General features: G+C 66.1%; 15 protein-coding genes. 6 read left to right on the top strand and 9 right to left on the bottom strand.

From position 1 onward, the window contains the following. The first annotated feature begins 16 nt into the window (after positions 1-16). Positions 17-1,255 carry an LLM class flavin-dependent oxidoreductase gene (locus B5D62_RS20360; protein ID WP_085935787.1) on the top strand — a complete coding sequence of 413 codons (1,239 nt, stop codon included), beginning with the start codon at positions 17-19 and terminating at the stop codon, positions 1,253-1,255. Between the two features lie 15 nt (positions 1,256-1,270). Beyond that, positions 1,271-1,783, top strand: coding sequence for a gluconokinase (locus tag B5D62_RS20355; RefSeq protein ID WP_085935786.1), 513 nt, complete (start codon positions 1,271-1,273; stop codon positions 1,781-1,783). Between the two features lie 72 nt (positions 1,784-1,855). Here the strand turns inward: B5D62_RS20355 and B5D62_RS20350 are convergent, their stop codons facing one another. The 3 genes from B5D62_RS20350 to B5D62_RS20340 form a co-directional block, all read right to left on the bottom strand. Beyond that, positions 1,856-2,305: a hypothetical protein gene (locus B5D62_RS20350; RefSeq protein ID WP_085935785.1), complete on the bottom strand. Its 450-nt coding sequence runs from the start codon at positions 2,303-2,305 to the stop codon at positions 1,856-1,858. Between the two features lie 94 nt (positions 2,306-2,399). Beyond that, positions 2,400-3,245 carry an SDR family NAD(P)-dependent oxidoreductase gene (locus B5D62_RS20345; RefSeq protein ID WP_085935784.1) on the bottom strand — a complete coding sequence of 282 codons (846 nt, stop codon included), beginning with the start codon at positions 3,243-3,245 and terminating at the stop codon, positions 2,400-2,402. 10 nt (positions 3,246-3,255) lie between these two features. Beyond that, positions 3,256-4,014: a 5'-methylthioadenosine/S-adenosylhomocysteine nucleosidase gene (locus B5D62_RS20340; protein WP_085935783.1), complete on the bottom strand. Its 759-nt coding sequence runs from the start codon at positions 4,012-4,014 to the stop codon at positions 3,256-3,258. Positions 4,015-4,136: 122 nt separating this feature from the next. On the opposite strand from B5D62_RS20340, the gene cysQ reads away from it, so the two are divergent. From cysQ to B5D62_RS20320, 4 genes are read left to right on the top strand one after another with little or no spacing between them, the layout of a single operon-like run. Beyond that, the gene (cysQ, locus tag B5D62_RS34030) at positions 4,137-4,853 is read left to right on the top strand and encodes a 3'(2'),5'-bisphosphate nucleotidase CysQ (RefSeq protein WP_419188799.1); all 717 of its coding nucleotides are present in this window, start codon (positions 4,137-4,139) and stop codon (positions 4,851-4,853) included. Continuing rightward, complete coding sequence (locus tag B5D62_RS20330) at positions 4,850-5,827, top strand: L-threonylcarbamoyladenylate synthase (protein WP_085935781.1); 978 nt, start codon at positions 4,850-4,852, stop codon at positions 5,825-5,827. The genes cysQ and B5D62_RS20330 overlap by 4 nt, the downstream gene beginning before the upstream one ends. A 24-nt stretch (positions 5,828-5,851) precedes the next feature. After that, the gene (locus B5D62_RS20325) at positions 5,852-7,318 is read left to right on the top strand and encodes an FAD-binding oxidoreductase (protein WP_085935780.1); all 1,467 of its coding nucleotides are present in this window, start codon (positions 5,852-5,854) and stop codon (positions 7,316-7,318) included. Then, positions 7,318-8,748 (top strand): FAD-binding oxidoreductase, encoded by a 1,431-nt coding sequence (locus B5D62_RS20320; protein ID WP_085935779.1) that lies wholly within the window; start codon positions 7,318-7,320, stop codon positions 8,746-8,748. The genes B5D62_RS20325 and B5D62_RS20320 overlap by 1 nt, the downstream gene beginning before the upstream one ends. A 3-nt stretch (positions 8,749-8,751) precedes the next feature. On the opposite strand, the gene B5D62_RS20315 is transcribed toward B5D62_RS20320, so the two are convergent. The 6 genes from B5D62_RS20315 to B5D62_RS20290 all read right to left on the bottom strand — a co-directional run bounded on the left by B5D62_RS20315 (position 8,752) and on the right by B5D62_RS20290 (position 15,527). Continuing rightward, a complete protein-coding gene (locus B5D62_RS20315; RefSeq protein ID WP_085935778.1) occupies positions 8,752-9,039 on the bottom strand; it encodes a hypothetical protein in 288 nt (95 codons plus the stop codon). After that, the gene (locus B5D62_RS20310; protein ID WP_085935997.1) at positions 9,036-9,905 is read right to left on the bottom strand and encodes an isocitrate lyase/PEP mutase family protein; all 870 of its coding nucleotides are present in this window, start codon (positions 9,903-9,905) and stop codon (positions 9,036-9,038) included. Before B5D62_RS20310 ends, B5D62_RS20315 begins: the two co-directional genes overlap by 4 nt. Positions 9,906-9,989: 84 nt before the next feature. Beyond that, positions 9,990-12,092, bottom strand: coding sequence for a serine/threonine-protein kinase (locus B5D62_RS20305; RefSeq protein WP_085935777.1), 2,103 nt, complete (start codon positions 12,090-12,092; stop codon positions 9,990-9,992). 78 nt (positions 12,093-12,170) lie between these two features. Next, a complete protein-coding gene (locus tag B5D62_RS20300; RefSeq protein WP_170921039.1) occupies positions 12,171-12,734 on the bottom strand; it encodes a glycine zipper domain-containing protein in 564 nt (187 codons plus the stop codon). Further along, positions 12,731-14,599: a serine/threonine protein kinase gene (locus B5D62_RS20295; protein WP_085935775.1), complete on the bottom strand. Its 1,869-nt coding sequence runs from the start codon at positions 14,597-14,599 to the stop codon at positions 12,731-12,733. Before B5D62_RS20295 ends, B5D62_RS20300 begins: the two co-directional genes overlap by 4 nt. Positions 14,600-14,615: 16 nt before the next feature. Then, positions 14,616-15,527 (bottom strand): adenylate/guanylate cyclase domain-containing protein, encoded by a 912-nt coding sequence (locus B5D62_RS20290; protein ID WP_085935774.1) that lies wholly within the window; start codon positions 15,525-15,527, stop codon positions 14,616-14,618. Positions 15,528-15,529 lie beyond the last annotated feature (2 nt).

The following is a 15,529-nucleotide window of genomic DNA, read 5'->3' as shown; positions in this document are numbered from 1 at the left end:
GGTTTAGGGAGGTCTCATGCATCGGCTCGGTTTCGGCGCCTTTCTCGCTCCGCATCATCCCATCGGCGAACACCCGATGCTGCAGTTCCGGCGCGACTTGAAATTCGTCCAGCATCTCGACGAACTCGGATACGACGAGTTCTGGTGCGGCGAGCACCATTCGAGCGGCTGGGAGATGATCGCCTCGCCGGAGATGTTCCTGGCCGCGGCGGGTGAGCATACCAAACGTATCAAGCTCGGCACCGGCGTGGTCTCGCTGCCCTATCATCACCCCTACAACGTCGCCCAGCGCATGGTGCAGCTCGATCACATGACCGGCGGCCGCGCCATCTTTGGCTCCGGTCCCGGAGCGCTGCCGTCCGACGCCCACACGCTCGGCATCGACCCCATGACCCAGCGGGATCGCCAGGACGAGGCGATCGGCATCATCCGTCGCCTGTTCAAGGGCGAGCGTGTCACGGCGAAGAGCGACTGGTTCACCCTGCAGGACGCCGCCCTGCAGATCCTGCCGCTGCAGGAGGACATGCCCTTTGTCGTGGCATCGCAAATCAGTCCTTCCGGCATGACGCTGGCCGGCAAGTACGGCATCGGCATCATCTCGATCGGCTCCATGTCGGAAGACGGTCTGCTCGCGCTGCCGACGCAGTGGGGGTTCGCCGAGGATGCGGCGAAGAAGCATGGCCAGACGGTCGATCGCCGGAACTGGCGCGTGCTGTTCAACTGGCACATCGCCGAAACGCGCGAGAAGGCGCGCGAGGAAGCCAAGCACGGCCTGCTGCGCTGGCACAACGAGTACATCGTCGGCACGCTGCAGCGTCCCGGCACCGAACCCTTCTCGTCACCCGACGAAGCGGTCGACAAGACCGCGTTCAGCGAAGGCTCCGCCGCCACCATCGGCACGCCCGACGATCTCGTGAAGACCATCAAGTCGGTCTACGAGAAGAGCGGCGGATTCGGCACCGTGATCGGCTTCGTCCATGACTGGGCCAACCCGGAGAACACGCTGCGCAGTTGGGACATGGTGGCGCGCTATGTCGTCCCCGAGATCAACGGCTATCTCAAGGGCCTGCGCACCTCGCAGAAGTTCGTGATCGACAACCGCGCCGTGTTCCAGCGCGCGAACCAGGCCATCATGGCCAAGATCATGGAGAACGAGGCGGCCGCCCAGGCGCTCAAGGTCACGAAGGCACCGCGCTTCGCCGCGGCATCGGCCTCCGTTCCGGACCTGGAGAAGGCCAACCAGCGCAGCAAGTGACCGTACGGGGCGATCATGCCGATCATCGTCGTCATGGGGGTGTCGGGGTCAGGCAAGACCACCGTCGCCGCGATGCTGGCCGGCGCCCTGCACTGCCAGTTCCAGGAAGGCGACGATCTGCATCCCCGCTCGAACGTGGAGAAGATGCGCAGCGGCATCCCGCTCACGGATGCCGATCGCCTGCCCTGGCTGACCCGGATCGCCGCCGAGATCGATGACTGGCGCTCGCATGGTCAATCGGGTGTCGTGACCTGCTCGGCCTTGAAGCGGACCTATCGCGACATCCTCATCGGCGACCGAGCGGACGTGATCCTTGTCTACCTGCGCGGGTCGAAGGAACTGATCCACGAGCGCATGGCCGCCCGTCACGAGCATTTCATGCCCGTGGCGCTGCTCGACAGCCAGTTCGCAACCCTCGAGGAACCCGCAGCCGACGAACATCCGATTATCGTCGACATCGGCGGGCGGCCGGCCGAGATCGTGGCCGAGATCCTGCGCCAGCTCAGGGCTCGGAGCACCCTGCCGTAGCCGCGTCCTCCTCTCTTCCGGGACCGCGGGCTTCCCGCCCGCTCTTCCTCGCGGACACCGACCGTCTGCCGGTCAGAGCACGCTCGCGCCGCTTTCCTCGCACAAGGTCGCAACGTCCGCGCGCTGCTGCGCAGACGAGCCGATCTGAACGACGACGAACGTCGTTGCAGAAGGGCCGGCCATGGCGCCGATGAAGGGCACCATGCCGCTATACTGGCCGGCGGAATTGCGACCGCTCACAGTGCCGCAGACGGTGATCCAGCCGTGTCGGTTCCTGGCCGCTGCCATGGCGCCAAACGATGCACTATTCGGATCCTTCATCCATTTGAGGACTGAGGTCACTACGAGTTCTTGCTGGCGCGGATCGAGCTTGACGGGGGCACCGGCCTCGATCGGCGTGCCGGGCGATGCATCCGGCAGCGTGCTGTAGGGCGCCTCGAGCCGAACGGGCAAATTCGGTGGATCCGTCTGCACGCAGCTGGCTATCGCCGCGCAAAGCGCGAGCAGGAGCAGGCTGCGCATCGTATCGAACTCTCCCGTGAGGAAGAGGACATTAGACGGATGACCACCGTCCTTCCACTGTCACCGTCGTCGCAAATTGCACAGCGTGTGGGGCCTACGGCTCGTCGACGCCAAAGGCCTGCCGCATCGCCTTCACACCCTCCTGGTGAGGCGTCCACATGCGGCCGCCAACCAGCCCGCCATCGACGACGAGATCGTGGCCGTTGATGAAGGTGGAATCGTCGGAGGCCAGGAAGACAGCGGCTTGTGCGATATCGTCCGGAACGCCGGCACGGGGAATGGGCTGGTTCTTGGCCATGCTGGCCTTCATGGCCTCGGCATAGGCATCCGCCTTGTCGGGCGCCAGGCCGAGCGCCTTGGCGAAGATACCGGTGGCGATGCCGCCGGGCGAGATCGAGTTCACACGGACGTTCTTCTCGCCGAGCTGCATGGCGGCGCAGACGGTAAGGTGGTTCACGGCCGCCTTTGCCGCGCCATAGATCATCGAGGTGGAATAGCCGGCGCGGCGGCCGGCCACGCTACCATTGTTGATGATGCTGCCGCTGCCCTGTCTCATCATCACCGGCGCTGCGTGCTTCATGCCGAGCATCACCGACCGCACCAGCGTGGCCATCGCCGCGTCGAAGCCCTCGACAGGCACCGTCTCGATACCACCCACGGGCGCCGGTCCGCCGGCGTTGTTGAACAAGCAATCCAGTCGCCCCCACTTCGCGAGGCAGGCATCGATGACGGCCTTCACATCGGACTCGAGCGTCGCATCGGCGGTGACGAACAGGCACCTGTCCTTGCCAAGCGACTGCTCGAGCGTACGGCCAAGGGCCTCGCGGCGGCCGGTCGCCACCACCTTGGCACCCTCCTGCACGAAGATCTCCACCGTGCGGCGACCGATGCCGCTGGTCGCCCCCGTCACGATCGCGATCTTTCCGTCGAGCTTGCCCATCGATACCCTCCTAGATGTGCGGTGCGAGGCGGTGCGCCACCTGCGAGGCATACTTTGCCGCCACCGGCAGGAAGGCGCCGAAGTCGATATGGCTGGCCGCGCCGGCCAGATCGCTGAGGCAGCGGACATTGACCAGCGGCAGATTGCCGAACCGCTCGGCCACCTGGGCGACGGCTCCGCCTTCCATCTCGCAGGCAAGCGCGCCGTAGGTTCCATGCAGGCGATTGCGCGTGCGCTCGCTGTTCACGAAAGCGTCGCCCGTGGCGATCGGGCCCAATCGCACGAGCGGCGTGCGCGAGCCGACACCGACGGCCGACGGCAGCGGGTCGAGGCTCACGCCGTCGATAATCCCTCTCAGGCGCTCGACGAGATCCGTCGGCAGATCGTAGCCATGGCTGTCGTCGAAGCCGGGCAACGGCGGCTTGCCGGGTTGATAGGTCTTGAAGCCGTCTTCCTGCTCCGCGCCGTAGTCGTACTGGATATTGCGCGTGCCAACGACGATGTCGCCCACGCCCAAGGCCGGATCGAGACCACCGGCCACGCCGCAGAACATCAGCGCCGAGCACGGGAATCGGTCGAGCATGAGGGCCGCCGCGACACCGGCATTGACCTTCCCCATGCCGCACTCGACGAACACCGCCTGGCGTCCGGCGATATGTCCCTGGAGGTAGGAAAGTCCGCCGACGTCGGTCCGCCCCCGCGAATCGTCCGCCAGGTGAGTGAGTTCCTCGGGCATCGCCGAAATGACGCCCAAAAGCCTGTTTGTCATGGCTGAATGGGTTATAAGGTCGCCGCTCCCAACGCAACCATCCCGTGACCCAGCCCCTCCCTTCCCTCCGCACCCTGCGCGAAGCCACCACTGCCATCGCCCGCGACGCCGCACGGGAGATCATGCGGATCTATGCCGGCGATCTCGGCCAGCGGATCAAGGCCGACCAAAGCCCCGTGACCGATGCGGACCACGCCGCCGAGGCCGTCATCCTGGCCGGCTTGCGCGGCCTTACGCCTGGGACACCCGTGGTGGCTGAAGAGGAAATGGCGGCCGGCCGCGTGCCGACGCTCGACGGCGGGCCGTTCTGGCTGGTCGATCCGCTGGACGGCACCAAGGAGTTCATCAAGAGGAACGGCGAGTTCACCGTCAACATCGCGCTCATCGAGGCGGGAAAGTCCGTGCTGGGCATCGTTCTCGCCCCTGCAACCGATACGCTTTGGCGCGGCGCCAAGGACCTGGGGGCAGACAAGAGCGACAAGGGTGGGCCGTTCACCCCCATCTCCACCCGGGTGGCACCCGCCGAGGGCCTGGTCGCCTGTGCCAGCCGCAGCCACGCCATCTACAGCGATCTCGACATCTGGTTCCGCAACAACGGCCTCAAAGTGGCCGATCGCATTCAGGCAGGGTCGTCGCTCAAGTTCTGCCTGATCGCCGAGGGCAAGGCCGACATCTATCCCCGCTTCGGACCAACCAACGAATGGGATACAGCGGCAGCCCAGGGCGTGCTCGAGGCGGCCGGCGGAGAAGTCGTCACCACCGACGGCCGCCCGCTCCTCTACGGCAAGCCCGGTTTCGGCAACCCGCATTTCATCGCCCGCAGCAAGACGGCGCGATGAGGATAGTCGGGCCCACCGCCGACGCCATCCGGGAGGCGGCTGACCTGCTGCGCGCCGGCGAGTTGGTCGCCTTTCCGACCGAGACCGTCTATGGCCTGGGTGCGGACGCGACCAACGAGCGTGCCGTTGCCGCCATCTTCGAGGCCAAGGGCCGGCCGCGCTTCAACCCTCTCATCAGCCATGTGCTGGACGCTGCCTCCGCGCGCCGGTTCGTGCAGTGGAACGAGAGCGCAGAGAAGCTCGCCGCGCGCTTCTGGCCAGGGCCACTGACGATGGTGCTGCCGCGCGCGAAGGATTCGCCCATCGCCCAGTTGGCCACGGCCGGGCTCGAGACCGTCGCCATCCGTGCGCCGTCGCATCCGGTGGCACAGGCCTTGATGCGGGCCGCGGACCTGCCGATCGCCGCCCCCTCCGCCAATCGCAGCGGCGCCGTGAGTCCGACCCGTGCCGATCATGTCGCCGAATCGCTGGGCGAGCGCGTTCCGTTGATCATCGATGGAGGCCCGTGCCTTGTCGGCGTGGAATCCACGGTGCTGGATATCAGCGGCCAAACTCCCGTGCTGTTGCGACCCGGTGGCGCAACGCGCGAGGCGATCGAGGCGGTGATCGGACCGATCGCGGTGTCTCATGCCTTGCCGACAGGCGATGCCGCGCGCAGTTCGCCGGGACAGCTGGAGAGCCACTATGCGCCGTCGCGTCCGGTGCGACTGAATGCGACCAGCGTCTCCCTGGAAGAGGGATTGCTGGCGTTCGGACCGAATCCCCCCGCCGGCGCGGCACTGTCCTACAATCTCAGCCCCACCGGCGATCTGGCCGAAGCCGCCGCCAATCTGTTCGCGCAAATGCGGGCTCTGGATCGGCCCGGGATTGGCCGCATTGCGGTGATGCCCATTCCCGAATCGGGCCTCGGCCTTGCGATCAACGATCGGCTGCGCCGGGCTGCCGCTGATGACGGCTCACAACGTCGGGGCTAATCTTCGGGCAAAGAGAGAGGAAACATGCCCGACACAGCCATTCCCGTCATCCCGACCATTCCCGTCACCCCTGCGGTGCTCGAGTCGCTGCGCGCGATCGTTGGCGACAAGGGGCTGATTCTCGACGACCAGGGCAAACAGCCTTTCGTTACCGACTGGCGCGGCTCTCTCGTGGGGACGGCTGCCGTCGTGGTGCGCCCTGCCAACACCGAGGAAGTCTCGAAGGTGGTGAAGCTCTGCTACGAGCAGGGCATCGCCATCGTGCCTCAGGGCGGCAACACCGGCCTGATGGGCGGCGCAACGCCGTGGCCGACCCATCAAGGCATCCTCCTGTCGCTGGGGCGCATGAATCACGTTCTGGAGGTGGATCCGGTCGGCTACTCGATGACGGTGGAAGCCGGGTGCGTGCTGCAGACGCTGCAGGAGACGGCGGCGAGCCACGATCGCTTCTTTCCCCTCAGCCTTGGCGCCCAGGGCTCCTGCATGATCGGCGGCAATCTCTCGACCAACGCCGGCGGCGTGCAGGTGCTGCGCTATGGCAATGCGCGCAATCTGGTCCTCGGACTGGAAGTCGTACTGCCCAACGGAGAGATCTGGAACGGGCTGAGGTCGCTCAAGAAGGACAATACGGGCTACGACCTCAAGCACCTGTTCATGGGCGCCGAGGGTACGCTCGGCGTCATCACCAAGGCAGTGCTGAAGCTGTGGCCGGCGCCGAAGGATGTCTGCACGGCCTGGCTGGCCATTCGCGACCCGCAGGCCGCAATCGAGATCCTGTCCGAGGCCCATGCCGCCTCCGAGGACAATGTCGGTTCGTGCGAACTGATGAGCCGGGCCTGCACCGACATGGTGCTGCGCCACATTCCCGGCACCCAGGATCCGCTCAAGGCCGACACGCCCTGGTACCTGCTGCTCGAATGGTCGTCCTCCCGCCCGCGCGCCGACGGCGCCGAGGGCATGTCGGAGAAGATGGAGCAGTTCCTTGCCGACCAGATGGAAGCCGGCCGCGTGCTCGATGCGGTGATCGCCCAGAACGAGGCGCAATCGCGCAACATGTGGGTCATCCGCGAGGCAGTGGCGCCGGCGTCGCGCGCCGAGGGGCCCGGCCTCAGCTATGACATTTCCGTCGCCATCTCGAAGATTCCCCAGTTCATCGACCAGGGCGTGAAGGCCGCTCTCGATATCCTCCCCTCGATCCGTCCCTACCCGCTCGGCCATATCGGCGACGGCAACATCCACTTCTCCTTCATGGGTCCGAAGGACATGGATCGCGCGACGCTGAACCAGTACACGCCCGCGATCACGCGCGCCGTCAACGACCTTGTCACCTCGATGGCCGGTTCGATCTCGGCCGAACATGGCATCGGCATCGACAAGCTCGATGAGCTGGCCCACTACCGATCGAAGATCGAGCTCGACACGATGCGCTCGATCAAGCGTGCACTCGATCCCAAGAACATCATGAATCCCGGAAAGGTGTTGCGGTTGTGATGAGTGAGTTTGTCGACAAGCTGCGTGCCATCGTCGGAGACAAGGGACTGATCACCGACGAACAGACCAAGCATCCTTACGTGACGGACTGGCGTGAGAACTACCTCGGCACCGCGCTCGCCGTCGTCCGGCCCGCGTCGACCGAGGAGGTCGCCGCAGTCGTGAAGCTCTGTGCCGCGGAGAAGGTCGCGATCGTTCCTCAAGGCGGCAACACCGGCCTTGTCGGCGGGGGCATGCCGCACGAGACCGGCCGCGAGATCGTGCTGTCGCTGACCCGCATGAACCGCATCGTCGAGGTCGACACGATCGGCTATTCGATGACGGTCGAGTCGGGCGTGGTGCTGAAGACCATCCAGGAGACGGCAGCGGCGCACGACCGCCTGTTCCCGCTCAGCCTGGCCGCCGAAGGCAGCTGCACCATCGGCGGCAATCTCTCCACGAATGCCGGTGGGGTGCAGGTGCTGCATTACGGCAACGCGCGCCATCTCGTTCTCGGCCTCGAGGTCGTCACGCCGGCCGGCGACATCTGGAATGGACTGCGGGCGCTCAAGAAGGACAACACCGGTTACGACCTGCGCGATCTCTATCTCGGCGCCGAAGGCACGCTCGGCATCATCACCAAAGCCGTGCTGAAGCTCTGGCCCAAGCCCAAGGACATCGCCACCTCATGGATCGCGGTGCCGTCGCCAGATGCGGCGGTAGCGCTGTTGAGTGGCGCCCATGCCGCCTCCGAAGACAACGTCACCTCCTGCGAGCTGATGGCGCGCCAGGGCCTCGACTTCGTGTTGAAGCACATTCCCGGCTCCGTCGATCCGCTCACGGAAATCCACGACTGGTACGTCCTGCTCGAATGGTCCTCGACTCGCGCTCGCCGCGAGGGCGGGAACGAAGGCGGATTACGGGAGAAGATGGAAGCCTATCTGGGCGAGGCCATGGAGAAGGGCCTCGTGCTCGATGCCGCGATCGCCCAGAACGAGGCGCAGGCGCGGGCCCTCTGGGCATTGCGCGAGAACCATGCCGAGGCGCAGAAGAAGGAAGGGCCATCGATCAAGCACGACATCTCGGTCGCGGTGAGCAAGCTACCCGCCTTCATGAAGGAAGGGCTGGCGGCGATGAAGAAATCGCTGCCGGACTGCCGGCCCGTCCCGTTCGGCCATGTCGGCGACGGCAACCTGCACTTCAATTGCCAGTCACCGCCCGGCTGGGACAAGCCGAGCTTCATGAAGTATGGCGAGGCGATCAGCGGTGCCGTGTACGATCTCGTCGTCGGTTATGGCGGCTCGATCTCGGCGGAGCACGGCATCGGCCAGCTCAAGCTCGAGGACCTCGCGCACTACCGCTCGAAAGTCGAGCTCGACGTCATGCGCTCGGTCAAGCGTGCGCTCGACCCGCACAACATCATGAATCCCGGCAAGGTGATCCAGGTTTGACGGTCAGCGCCGGCCGTCGTCCCGGCGCTCGACGATCTCGTAGGTAACGTCGACCACTTTCGGGCCGCGCCGCGCCGGCGGCCCGCCGCGATCCCGCTCGCCGAGCAGGCCCTGCAGCCAGGCCCGCGCCTTCAAGGCGAACACCGCAAGCAGCGCCACGGCGGCCATGCCCGCGATCAAGGCAAACCCCAGCACCGCGAGCACCGTGAAACCGACGATGCCCACGACGATCTGCAGCCAGACACGGGCCGGCAGCCGAGCCAGGAGCTCGAAGATCTGCCGTCCACTCACACCTGGGCCCACTTCTTCTCGAATTCCCATACTTCCGGAAACCCCATCAGCTCATGCATGCCACGATATTGCGGCACGATCATGTCGTTGCTGGTTCCCTTTTCCTTGAGGTGCTGCCAGGCCTGCCGCATGGCCTCTGCGGCAACACTGAAGCCGAGGCCCGGATAGATGGCGAGATCGAAACCCCACTCCTTCAGGCGGGCCGTTTCCACACGCGGCGTCTTGCCGAACTCGACCATGTTGGCGAGCAAGGGCTTGCTCACCTCCTTGCCGATGCGCTGGAGTTCGGCCTCGCTCTCCGGTGATTCCACGAAGATGATATCAGCACCCGCTTCCTCGTAGAGCTTCGCCCGACGCAGCGCCTCGTCGAGGCCATGCGCGGTCCGTGCGTCGGTGCGTGCCACGATCAGGGTGTTCGCATCGCGACGGGCATCTGCCGCTACCCTGATCTTGAGCACCATGTCCTCGGCCGGTACGACGCGACGGCCCGGCGTATGACCGCATTTCTTGGGCATCTCCTGATCCTCGATCTGGATTGCCGCGACACCGGCCGCCTCGTAACCGCGCACTGTCCGTTGCACATTCAAGAGGCCGCCGTAGCCGGTATCGGCGTCGGCGATCAGCGGCGTATCGATCACGGAGCAGATCATCTCGGCCCGTCCCACCATGTCGGAATAGGTCGCCAGGCCCGCGTCAGGCAATCCAAGCATGGACGCCGTCGCGCCATAGCCCGTCATGTAGAGGGCCGGAAAGCCCATGCGGTCCGCGACCCGGGCCGAGATACCGTCATAGATGCCCGGCGCCAGGATGAACTCGCCTTTCGCCAGCAATGCCCGCAAGGCACTCGCCTTCGCATTTCCCGCCATGTCGATCCTCTTGCTGTTGATTGCCGCATTGCGCACGCGCCGCAGCGCTCTGGCAAGAGCGTGGCAACGGGCTGCTGTCTCTCGTCAGCGACTCACCCGATTGAGGACGATCTCGCAGGTCCGTCCGCCGCTATGCGCCTCGGGTCCCGAGCCGTTGATGACGTCGCCCATCACTTGCGCCGGCATGGTGGCCGTCTGCAACGGTGCATTGGCATTGTTGAGGGGAACGAAAAGCCTCTGAACGAGGACCGCGTTGCCCGTGACCTTCAGGGTGATCGATTGATTGCCCGTCGTGCCTGGTCCGGAGCCGGGCCGCACCCAGGTTCCCGTGCCGCCCGCGATCCTGATTTCGAAACCGGCGTTGAAGGGCCCTGCCCCGCGATTGGCCGAGCAATGCATCGAGCCGCGCCACAGACCATCGGCGCCTGCCGCGACGGATGCACTTGCAGCAGCCGTCGCGGGCTGTGCCGGCGAGGGCGACGCCGGCACGACTTTCGCGCGAGAGGTTGCCTCGTCGGCCTTCTTCTGATCCTCGTCGAATTTGGCGATCGCGGGGCTCGCGTCGCGCAGCAGCGTCTGGTTCTGCATGCCTGTCAGGAAGCCGGTGGCGGCAAAGCCCCGGCTCTTCTGCCAGGCTGCGATCATGTCGCGCGTATGGCCCCCGAACACGCCGTCCGAGCCGTTGGTGCTGAAACCCAGCGCCGTCAGCGCTACCTGGACATGCTGGCGATCGAGCAGCGTCAGATGCAGCGCCTCTTCGGCAGCCTGGGCGCTCTTGCGGTCTTCCTCCTCGGCCTTGCGCCTCGCGGCCTCCTCGGCAACGGCTTTCTGTTTGGCATCCTCTTCCGCCTGCTGCTTGGCGGCCTGGTCGGCCGCCATCTTCTGGCGGCTCTCGTCTTCCAGCTTCTGCCGTTGTGCCGCCTCGGCCGCCTGCTGATCCGCCATGGGCTGCCCGTCTGGCGCCTTCCCTGGCTTGCCGGGCGTTGCCGCCGCCTGCTCGGTCAGCGGCTTTCCCGGCTTGCCAGGCGTCGTCGCCTGCTCGACCGATACCTTCGGTGCCCCCTTGTCCTGCAAGGCGTAGTAACCGCCGCCCAGCATGAGGACGGCCAGCGCACCCGCTCCAAGCCAAAGACCGGTCCGGCTTTTGCCCGCCGGTAAGGCGGGCGACGGCGCACTGGGAACCGGCGATGCCGGTGCCTCCGGCGGCGCAACGGTCGGATCCGCTGGCGCGCGCACCATGACCGTCACATCGGCATCGACCGGCGCTGTCTGCGTTAGCACCGGTCTCCAACCGGCGATCGATTGTGGTCGATCGAGAGCTCTGACGGCCAAGCCCGTATCGAGGCCCACCAGAAGACCAAGGGCAAATCCAGCCGGCCGCAGTTGGCCCAACGGCCGGTAGCTGTCGTCCAGTATGCGGTCGAAAGCGGAGGGTGGAGGCGCGCCGGTGATGGCGTGATACATCGTCGCCGACAGGCCATAGATGTCGGTCCAGGGACCTTGCTTGGCCGAGGTGAACTGCTCGGCAGCGGCATAACCCGGCGTGAAGATCGCCGTCATGGCCGTGGTCCGGCCAGCCATGGCGGCGCGTGACGCGCCGAAATCGATCAGGGTCGGATTGCCGGCCGCATCGAGCAGGATGTTGGCCGGCTTGATGTCGCGATGGAGGAAGCCCGTGGCATGGACCTGTTCCAGCCCATCCAGCAGCGGCCAGAGGATATGGTTCACCTCGTCGGGCGAAAGCGTGCGACCACCCTTCAGCCGGTCCTCGAGCGTCGTGCCCGGCACCAACTCCATGACGATGTAGGCGGTGCCGTTGGCTTCCAGGAAGTCGAACACCCGCACGATTGCCGGCGCGCGCTGCAGCGTCGCCAATGTGCGGCCTTCATCGACGAAGCGCTGGCGGCCCCAGGTGAAGTCATCCGACATCCTGGTCGAGCGCGGCAGCACCGTGCTGCCGTCCTGGCGCACAGCCAAGGCCGACGGCAGATATTCCTTGATGGCTACGTCGCGGTTGAGCTGGGAGTCGCGCGCCCGATAGGTGATGCCGAAGCCACCTTGCCCCAGGATGGCGACGATCTCGTAGCGGCCGACTTTCTGCCCGGGCGCCAGCGCGACGAAATCCACTTCCGAGGCCGGCCCGTGGTTCGGACCCAGGTTCTGATCCCCGCTCGTGGCATCGCTCATCGAGATTCCCCGCAGCACAGCGATGCGGCAGGACAGCCGGCAAGACTGCCGCTGCCTGCCCCCTCGCCACTCCGGCGCTCAGACGGAAACGGGCTTCAGCTCGTTCGATCCCGCCGCCTGGCAGAAGGTCGTCGTCTCGCGCGTTGTCTGGCCGTTCTTGGTGGCCGTCAGCTCGATCGGCCGGCAGGTGCCGCCATCGGGACGCGAGGTGCGCGGACCGACAGGCTTCGCCGCCACAACCGTCGGCGGTGGAGGCGGCGCGGATGAAGAGGCGTTCTTCGGCGGCGGGACGGTGTAGACGGTCGCTTCGTCGGTATCGGATGTGTAGGCCTTCTGCGTGGCCTCGGCGAGACGGCGGCGCTCCTGCTCATCGAGCGCGCGGCCGACCAGATTGCCGGCGAGCGCACCGACCAGCGTGCCGCCCACGGCGCCGCCAACGGACCCGAATGCCAGCCCGCCGACGGTCCCGCCAAGCGCGGCGCCCACCAGCGTACCCGTGGTCTGATTCGACGGGCGAGAATTATCGCCGTCGCCGACGCAACCGCCCACGACGGTGCAAAGCGCGACGAAGGCCGCGATATGGGTCACAAGCCTGGTCTTCGTGGCGGCACGCGGCGCCGCGATCGACATCGTAGCCGTCATTTCGAACATCTCCCTTTGTATTCCGGCACCTTAACTCTACCCCAAAGCGACTGCGCGCGCCTACGCGCATCGTCCTCCGCATCGGCATAGAGACGCGGAGCATCACAGGAGGCGAGCACCAATCCGTTGCGCACCAAGGCCAACGCGAGATCGCTCCGGTCGGCGTCAGGAATGTCGGCCAGCGGCTCCTTGGCGTTCAGCGGCGTGATCAGGCAACGGTAGAGCGGCGTGCCATCGGTCAGCCGATCGGTCTGGCGACATTTGACATGGCGCGGCTGCGCCGCAAGCGCAGTGACGGCGAGCTGCCGCAGCGCGGGGTCGTCGACGATGTCGACCCCCTGCAATTGAATTTCATCGGCATGATCCTTCAGCGCGATCGTCACCAGCGTCTTGCCGAAGTGGTCGAAGTCTCCGGCCACGAACTCGATCTTCTTCCGCGCATCCTCGATCGCCTTGCGTCTGTCCGTTTCCTCCTGCTCCGCCTTCGCTTTTGCCGCTTCTTCCTGTCGCCGCTGCTCGGCGAGTTCCGTTTCGATCTTGCGGCGCGCGTCGTCTTCCATCTGCTTGCGCATGGCCGCCTGCGCTTCCTCTTCCCGTTTGCGCGCCGCAGCCGCCTCCTCCGCCTTCTGGCGCTGCTCGACCTCGGCTTTGACGCGGGCGGCTTCCTCTTCAGCCTGCTTGCGTTTGGCTTCCGCCTCTTCGGCCAGTGCCCGCGCCTTGACGACTTCAGGATCGGGCCCACGAGGAACAAGCAGGTAGTAGCCGGCGCCACCCACCACGGCGAGAACAACGACGACGATCGCCGCCCACAAGGCAGTCGAGCTGCGCGGCTTGGGCGCCACCGCTGAAGGCGTCGCTGGCCCTTCCGTCGGAGGGGGCGGCAGTCCACCCGAGCGCGCCGCCTCCTGGCTGCGCGATGCTCCCATCACCACGGTCGCATCAGCCGCCGGCGCCGCGGTCAATCCCAGCAGCGGCCGCCAGCTCGCGATGGTCTGCGGCCGGTCGCGCGCCGCCACGGCGAGGCCGGCATCGATTCCGGCCAGCATCCCAGGCGCGAAGCCAGCTGGCTTCGACTGCGCCAGCGGTTCGTAGGTGTCTTCCAGGATGCGCTCGAAGCTGTTGGGCGGCACCTTGCCCGTGATGGCGTGGTAGAGCGTCGCCGACAGTCCGTAGATATCCGTGGGCGGCCCCTGCTTGGCAGAGGTCATCTGCTCTGGAGCCGCATAGCCCGGGGTGAAGATCGCCGTCATGGCCGTGGTCCGACCGGCCATGGCCGCGCGCGACGCGCCGAAATCGATCAGAGTCGGATGGCCGGCGGCATCGAGCAGGATATTGGCCGGCTTGATATCGCGATGCAGGAAACCTGCCTGGTGCACTTGCTCCAGCCCGTCCAGCAGCGGCCACAGGATACCCTCGATCTCCTCCGGCCCCAGCTTGCCTTGCCGCTTGAGGCGGTCCTCGAGCGTCTCGCCGCTCAGGAGCTCCATCACGATGTAGGCGGTGCCGTTGGTCTCGAGGAAGTCGAAGACGTGGACGATGGCGGGCGTCCGATGCAACGTCGCGAGGGTGCGTCCCTCCGACACGAATCGCTCGCGTCCCCAGCCGAAATCATCGGCAAGCTTTGTCGTGCGCGGCAGGACTGTCGAACCGGCTTCCCGGATGGCCAGGGCCGACGGCAGATACTCCTTGATTGCGACATCGCGGCCGAGCTGTACGTCGCGCGCCCGGTAGGTGATCCCGAAGCCGCCCTGTCCCAGCACCGAGACGATCTCGTAGCGACCGATCATCTGGCCAGGCTTCAGCGCGGAATGATCGACTTCCGGCGGTTGGCCGGGCATGGAGCCGGCAGTGGTGGACGGATCCATGATCGGCGTGCGCCCGCTAGAGCTGCCGGATGGAAAGTTCGACGTCGCCGACCTTCAAGCGGCTGCCCGTCTGCAACGATACGGGAGCGCTGGCCACGACCAGCGTGCCATTGACCGCGGTGCCGTTCGTCGACCCCAGATCCTCGATCTGCAACGCATCGCCCTTCAGCGCCAGCCGGGCATGTCGGCGCGAAACGGTCGCGTGCGGGATGACCAGCTCGCATTGATCGGCGGACCGTCCGATCACCATGCCGTGCGGCAGCGCCATCAACTTGTCGAGTGCGACGTCGAAGGAATATTTCTGGCCGGTCGAGTTCGCGCCTTCGAAGCGCAGGGTGATCTGCGGCAGGATTCTCGTCGTGGTCTTCGACGACAGGCAAACCGTCGCCCCGGCTTGCTGGGCCGGCTCTGCGCTGCGCACGTGATAGATGTGCACGGGCCGGCTGACATTCTTGAGCTTGTGCTCGCCTGCATCGACGAAGGTGTAGTCGATCCGCAGCTCCGTCACGTCGCGCACGGCACGGGAGACGGCAATGCCGCCCGGCTCTGCCATGGCCTGGATGCGTGCCGCCAGATTGACGCCGTCGCCGAAGATGTTCTGGTCCTCTTCATCGACGATCACCTCACCGAGGTGGATGCCGATGCGGAACAGCATGCGCTGATTCTCGTCCAACCCGTCGTTGAACCGCGCCATGCGCTCCTGGATATCGATGCCGGCCGAGACCGCGCCGACCGCCGAGCCAAACTCGGCCAGCATGGCGTCCCCTGCTGTTCCCACGAGCCGCCCACCGCCGGCAACAATCGCCGGGCGCCAGACGTCGGTCTGCGCGGACTTGAGGTGCCGGAAGGTTCTGGTCTCCGCGCCTTCCATCATCCGGGTGAAACCGGCGAGATCGGCATGGACGATGGCCGCCAAACGACGCTGCATTT

Origin of the sequence: Enhydrobacter aerosaccus (assembly GCF_900167455.1) — a bacterium.
GTDB classification, from domain to species: Bacteria; Pseudomonadota; Alphaproteobacteria; order Reyranellales; family Reyranellaceae; genus Reyranella; species Reyranella aerosaccus.
This window is presented reverse-complemented; position numbering and strand designations above follow the sequence as displayed.

Coding starts and splice junctions, on each gene's coding strand:
- B5D62_RS20325 (WP_085935780.1), top strand. CDS start 5,852: ATGCCCGACACAGCCATTCCCGTCATCCCGACCATTCCCGTCACCCCT.
- B5D62_RS20300 (WP_170921039.1), bottom strand. CDS start 12,734: ATGACGGCTACGATGTCGATCGCGGCGCCGCGTGCCGCCACGAAGACC.
- cysQ (WP_419188799.1), top strand. CDS start 4,137: ATGCGGATCTATGCCGGCGATCTCGGCCAGCGGATCAAGGCCGACCAA.
- B5D62_RS20360 (WP_085935787.1), top strand. CDS start 17: ATGCATCGGCTCGGTTTCGGCGCCTTTCTCGCTCCGCATCATCCCATC.
- B5D62_RS20310 (WP_085935997.1), bottom strand. CDS start 9,905: ATGGCGGGAAATGCGAAGGCGAGTGCCTTGCGGGCATTGCTGGCGAAA.
- B5D62_RS20345 (WP_085935784.1), bottom strand. CDS start 3,245: ATGGGCAAGCTCGACGGAAAGATCGCGATCGTGACGGGGGCGACCAGC.
- B5D62_RS20340 (WP_085935783.1), bottom strand. CDS start 4,014: ATGACAAACAGGCTTTTGGGCGTCATTTCGGCGATGCCCGAGGAACTC.
- B5D62_RS20290 (WP_085935774.1), bottom strand. CDS start 15,527: ATGCAGCGTCGTTTGGCGGCCATCGTCCATGCCGATCTCGCCGGTTTC.
- B5D62_RS20305 (WP_085935777.1), bottom strand. CDS start 12,092: ATGAGCGATGCCACGAGCGGGGATCAGAACCTGGGTCCGAACCACGGG.
- B5D62_RS20355 (WP_085935786.1), top strand. CDS start 1,271: ATGCCGATCATCGTCGTCATGGGGGTGTCGGGGTCAGGCAAGACCACC.
- B5D62_RS20320 (WP_085935779.1), top strand. CDS start 7,318: ATGAGTGAGTTTGTCGACAAGCTGCGTGCCATCGTCGGAGACAAGGGA.
- B5D62_RS20330 (WP_085935781.1), top strand. CDS start 4,850: ATGAGGATAGTCGGGCCCACCGCCGACGCCATCCGGGAGGCGGCTGAC.
- B5D62_RS20295 (WP_085935775.1), bottom strand. CDS start 14,599: ATGGATCCGTCCACCACTGCCGGCTCCATGCCCGGCCAACCGCCGGAA.
- B5D62_RS20350 (WP_085935785.1), bottom strand. CDS start 2,305: ATGCGCAGCCTGCTCCTGCTCGCGCTTTGCGCGGCGATAGCCAGCTGC.